Consider the following 4,170-nt stretch of genomic DNA (forward strand, 5'->3'; position numbering starts at 1 on the left):
TCTTCTTGGCCTGGGCCTCGACTTGGACGGTGAGCAGGACGCGGGCTTTCTCCGACTCCAGGGCCATCTGGAGGATTTCCAGCTTGCTGAGGTCGGCAGGTGCGGCTGGCTTGGATTCAAGCGCAGTCATGCGATCGAAAACCTTGGCCTGCAGCTCGTAGCTGTACGACATTGCCATCAAGCACGCTTCCCGCTTCGGGAATGAATAGCCGCGACGAGCGCGCCCATAGCCGTCAGGGAGATCGGCTGAAAAATCAGCCGATGTCGCGCCGAGCACTTCCGGCACCTTGGCCAGGAAGTTCTTGTGCATCAGCTTTGGGTATCCCTCGCAAGGGAAGCTCATGCCGGCGGCATAGGCCTTGGCCTTCCTGTCGTCATTGATGAAGTCAACGAGTTCAAGGCTCGTCATCATCGGCGCCACGAAATCGTGGTTCGCATTTTGTGGCGCGAGGGCCACGGTATTGCTTTGGATGGTCTGGTGCATATATGATGACCTCACACAAGCGTTACGAATGCAGTACAAGAAGCCACCCTGCCCGGTGGTTTTTTTGTGCCTGCCATTTGAGGGTCTCTTGAGCCCCTATGTGAGGGCCTCACCTATCCGGTAGAGGGCCTCTTCAGTCCCACCAGCTCCAAAACCGGGGCCTTTCGCCTTCCTACGAATACAGTTGCGCCGGACGTAATTGCTTCGAGCAAGACCTCATTCACGGCCTCCTCAAACGTCCAACCCCTGGCTTCCATCAGGCGATGAATCTTGGTTCTGGTTTCTGGCGGCACGTTCTCTTCACAAAATTCCATCGTGCCCTCCTGAGGGCCTCTAGCCCGCGATATCCTTCAGATCGTCAGGCATGAGGGCTTCGATGCCGCCATTCACAGCGGCCCACTCGAGCATCTCGAACAGGTAGGTCGCGTACTCGCGGCGAGCCTTGTGGGCAGCGCGCTGCAGTTGCCGATCAAGCAGTGGATAAAGCCGGACCTTCCTCGCCAGGTCTCGACGTTGTGTCAGTGGGTCTTTGAATCCCATAGGGGTACTGCTCCTTGCGGTTGGAATTTGTTAGGCGGCGGATTTCTGGGAAGGGAACGGGCGTTGCTCAACCGCTTCGAATCCGCCATCGGGAAGCTGGAACACGCTGATGTCGCGCTTAGCGATCAGCGCCTTGTGGATTGCCGGGGCCGTCACACGAAGAAGCCTGGCGGCTTCGGACTGCCCTTTTTCAGCAACGAATTTGTCGAGGGGGGTCGCGTTCATGGTCTGGCCTCGGTTGTTCATGAGCCAGATATTAACCATCGGTTGATTCTTTGTCCATACCGATGGTTTCTGCCATTTATTTAACCGTTGGTATATGTTCGCGCCATGACTAAGAAACGAATCCTCCCCCCTGACCGCCTGGCTGAATGCGAGGCGGCGCACGCTCTTTTCTTGGCGCGCAAGAACGAGTTGAAGCTCAGCCAGAAGAAAATCGCCGACGAGGCAGGAATGACGCCGGCTGCGGTGAATCTCTACTTCAAGGGCATCAACCCGCTGAACGCCAAGTTCGCCGCGGTGCTCGCGCGCCTACTAGGCGTGCCGGTAGAGAAATTCAGCCCTCGGCTTGCCGATGAGATACGCGGCATGCGCATGGCTCCGTCTGCCGATGCCGACCACAAGGCCGGAGCTGCGGAAAAGGTCATGGCTATGCTGCGCCAGCATGCGGGGAAGAAGCTGGACGATGAGGCCCAGCAGAAAATCGCGGCGGCCGTGGCTGATTCCCTGGTGGATGAACGCCCGAGCAATGTCGTGTCTGCGGACTTCTCGGGACTCAAGGTCAAGAAGGACGAAATTTTCATCCCTCAATACGACATTCGCGCCTCGATGGGCCACGGCCAGGTGCCCCCGGACTACACGGAGGTCATGCGCAATGTCATCGTGAAGGAATCGGTTCTTCATGAGAAGGGCGTGACGTACACATCCCAGTCTGCGCTGGCCATGATCTTCGGCTGGGGCCAGAGCATGGAGGGCACGATCAACGATAAAGACCCGCTCATCGTGGACCGTGGCGTGAACGAATTCGTGGGAGACGGTATCTACGTGCTGACATGGCATGGACACCTGTACATCAAGCGCCTGCAGTTCTTCGATGAAGACCATTTCTGGCTAATCTCGGATAACGAGAAGCACAAGGATCAGCAGGCCAGGATCGATGACGTTACAATCCATGCCAAGGTCTTGCTCATCTGGAACGCCAAAAAGGCGTAGCTGGCCGGGAATTTACTGCAGCGTTGAGAGGGATCTTGTGTCATTCATAAAGAAGCTAGTGATCGTGCTGATCCTCATGGCTGCCGCCGGATACCTTGCGATCATATGGGATGCCCATAAGGGCCTGGTGGAAACAAGTGAAAAACTTGCCAGGCAGCTTGGCGCCGAAATTATTGATAGCCTAGCTGATGCCGGACCGGACTGTCAGAGATCCGTAAATATTGACTCGATCGTTGTGAAAACCGATTCCCCTTTTTCGAGTTCTGGCACGGCCTCAATTTACATTTCTGGAGCGAATGGCCGAGCTCTTGCGCTTGATTACTCGATTTCTGCGGCTGGCCAGAAGGTCTACCTCAAGCCAAAAAATACCACCTCCAATCAAGCGCAGATCATGCAATTCGCCTTGAGCGGATGCCGGTAGCCTTTCCGAGCGCCAATATTGAGCCCGCCTAGAGCGGGCTCTTCCGTTTCAGAAGGGAGCTTCTTCCTCAACAGCCTCCAGCTCTTCAATGGGCGCCTCGCGATCCTCATCGCTCTGCATTTCCCACTCGATTTTTATCCCGCCCTCCTCCAGCTGCGTGATCTCCAAGCCGTCAGTCTCGCCAAGGATGCGCATCATCTCGTCCCATTCAGCATCCCCATCCGTGTCCAGTCGATGAATGGCAACCCAGCGCTGCTCCTGCGCTTTTGGATGGTTGATCATGTTGGACATCCTCAAGCCCAGCCGCTCTAGCGCGGTCATTCCTTGGCGCTGCTGCGTTGGCGCCGTCTTGTTTTGCTTGGCCATGACACCTCCTTAACGACTGTATATGCATCCAGTTATTCGAATCATAGCGCACGCCCTCAAAAAATAAATTAACCATCGGTATTGACGACAAATCTATACCGATGGTTAACTACATCCATCGAGGCGCTACACAGCCCCTCGGGAGGCCCTCAAGGCTCACCGCTCTTTACACAACTCAACCGATTCAAGCTCCTGCCGGGAAAGGCGTTAGCGAATCCACATAGCCATGCGGCTCCCTGGGATTGGCCGTATCGACCTCGGTAAGCGGGAGCGGCAACACGAATTTTTGAATTAGCGCCCTGAGCTTCGGCACAGATGGGCGCCGGACCTCATGCACCCTGCCCCATCAAATCAGGGCACCAGAGCTGCAGCGTGCATGTTGTAAGGACCCTTGATCCAGGCGAACAGATGCTGATTGCCGACCTGGGGAGGAAGCTCGCCGCCCGAACCAAGCCCAAGGATGGCGCCTGACCTGCGATCAGCAGCGGGAATGGCGCCCACATTGCTGACGCAACAAACCGCGACCGACGCCAGTAGCGGGTCGCGGTGCACCACGAGATTCACTGAAGCACCTGGGCTACCGGGTGCTTTGGGAATCCACTGGAGGAGCACAGCATGAGCATCACATTCGACGCGGATAGCGTCAGCGTTGAGAGCATTGGCCGGAACAGTCAGGTGCGCGTGACGGTTGAAGGCAAAGGTAGCGACATTGCTGAGTCGCTCCACATCGACGACCGCCTGCACGACCTGGATCCGCACGAAATCGTGAACCACATCGGCGCGGGTAATCTGCTGGAAACCATGGACGAGGCCGAGATCTCCGAATGGCTGACCAGCAGCGATGTCGATCCGACGGAATTCCTCAGCGCCATTGGCGAGGAAGAGGTTTTGCGCTGGCTCAACAACGAGTGAGCGCCTCGTCAGCCTGACGTTAACTGCCCGATGCCCTGCTCCCCATCGCAGGGTGTGATCGGGATGCGACTTGTAGTTTGCCTCGGTGGATCAGGGGCGCCACACCAAGCTGGTGCGGCCAGTCAGGTAGCGCTGCCGAAGCTGGCGTAAGTCTTTGGGGTTCGAATCCCCGCCAAGTCGCATCACCGATACACCCCGCACCCCCTTCCCTTCACATACGACCGCATCGACAGGT

General features: G+C 57.0%; 7 protein-coding genes and 1 pseudogene. 3 read left to right on the forward strand and 5 right to left on the reverse strand.

Going from position 1 to position 4,170, the window contains the following annotated elements; all coding sequences use genetic code 11:
- The 3 genes and pseudogenes from APH30_RS26230 to APH30_RS26245 all read right to left on the reverse strand — a co-directional run.
- A pseudogene (locus tag APH30_RS26230) lies at positions 1–484 on the reverse strand (transporter); the annotation flags it as partial.
- A gap of 333 nt (positions 485–817) precedes the next feature.
- Positions 818–1,024, reverse strand: coding sequence for a hypothetical protein (locus APH30_RS26240; protein WP_019751332.1), 207 nt, complete (start codon positions 1,022–1,024; stop codon positions 818–820).
- 30 nt (positions 1,025–1,054) lie between these two features.
- Positions 1,055–1,249, reverse strand: a complete 195-nt coding sequence (locus APH30_RS26245) for a Cro/CI family transcriptional regulator (protein ID WP_041925625.1) — start codon at positions 1,247–1,249, stop codon at positions 1,055–1,057.
- A 105-nt stretch (positions 1,250–1,354) separates the two neighbouring features.
- Here APH30_RS26245 and APH30_RS26250 point away from each other — a divergent pair, with 105 nt between their 5' ends.
- Positions 1,355–2,236 (forward strand): LexA family transcriptional regulator, encoded by an 882-nt coding sequence (locus APH30_RS26250; RefSeq protein WP_054914160.1) that lies wholly within the window; start codon positions 1,355–1,357, stop codon positions 2,234–2,236.
- A 58-nt stretch (positions 2,237–2,294) separates the two neighbouring features.
- On the forward strand, positions 2,295–2,657 hold the full coding sequence (locus APH30_RS26255) for a hypothetical protein (RefSeq protein WP_054914161.1): 363 nt from the start codon (positions 2,295–2,297) through the stop codon (positions 2,655–2,657).
- A gap of 48 nt (positions 2,658–2,705) precedes the next feature.
- Here the strand turns inward: APH30_RS26255 and APH30_RS26260 are convergent, their stop codons facing one another.
- Entirely contained in the window at positions 2,706–3,023 is a 318-nt protein-coding gene (locus APH30_RS26260) for a DUF1654 domain-containing protein (RefSeq protein ID WP_054914162.1), read from the reverse strand.
- Positions 3,024–3,374: 351 nt separating this feature from the next.
- A complete protein-coding gene (locus tag APH30_RS28945; RefSeq protein ID WP_044047313.1) occupies positions 3,375–3,587 on the reverse strand; it encodes a hypothetical protein in 213 nt (70 codons plus the stop codon).
- A 51-nt stretch (positions 3,588–3,638) separates the two neighbouring features.
- On the opposite strand from APH30_RS28945, the gene APH30_RS26265 reads away from it, so the two are divergent.
- The gene (locus APH30_RS26265; protein WP_054914163.1) at positions 3,639–3,935 is read left to right on the forward strand and encodes a hypothetical protein; all 297 of its coding nucleotides are present in this window, start codon (positions 3,639–3,641) and stop codon (positions 3,933–3,935) included.
- The last annotated feature ends 235 nt before the right edge of the window (positions 3,936–4,170 follow it).

This window comes from Pseudomonas sp. NBRC 111127 (genome assembly GCF_001320345.1).
In the GTDB taxonomy this organism is placed as follows: Bacteria; Pseudomonadota; Gammaproteobacteria; order Pseudomonadales; family Pseudomonadaceae; genus Aquipseudomonas; species Aquipseudomonas juntendi.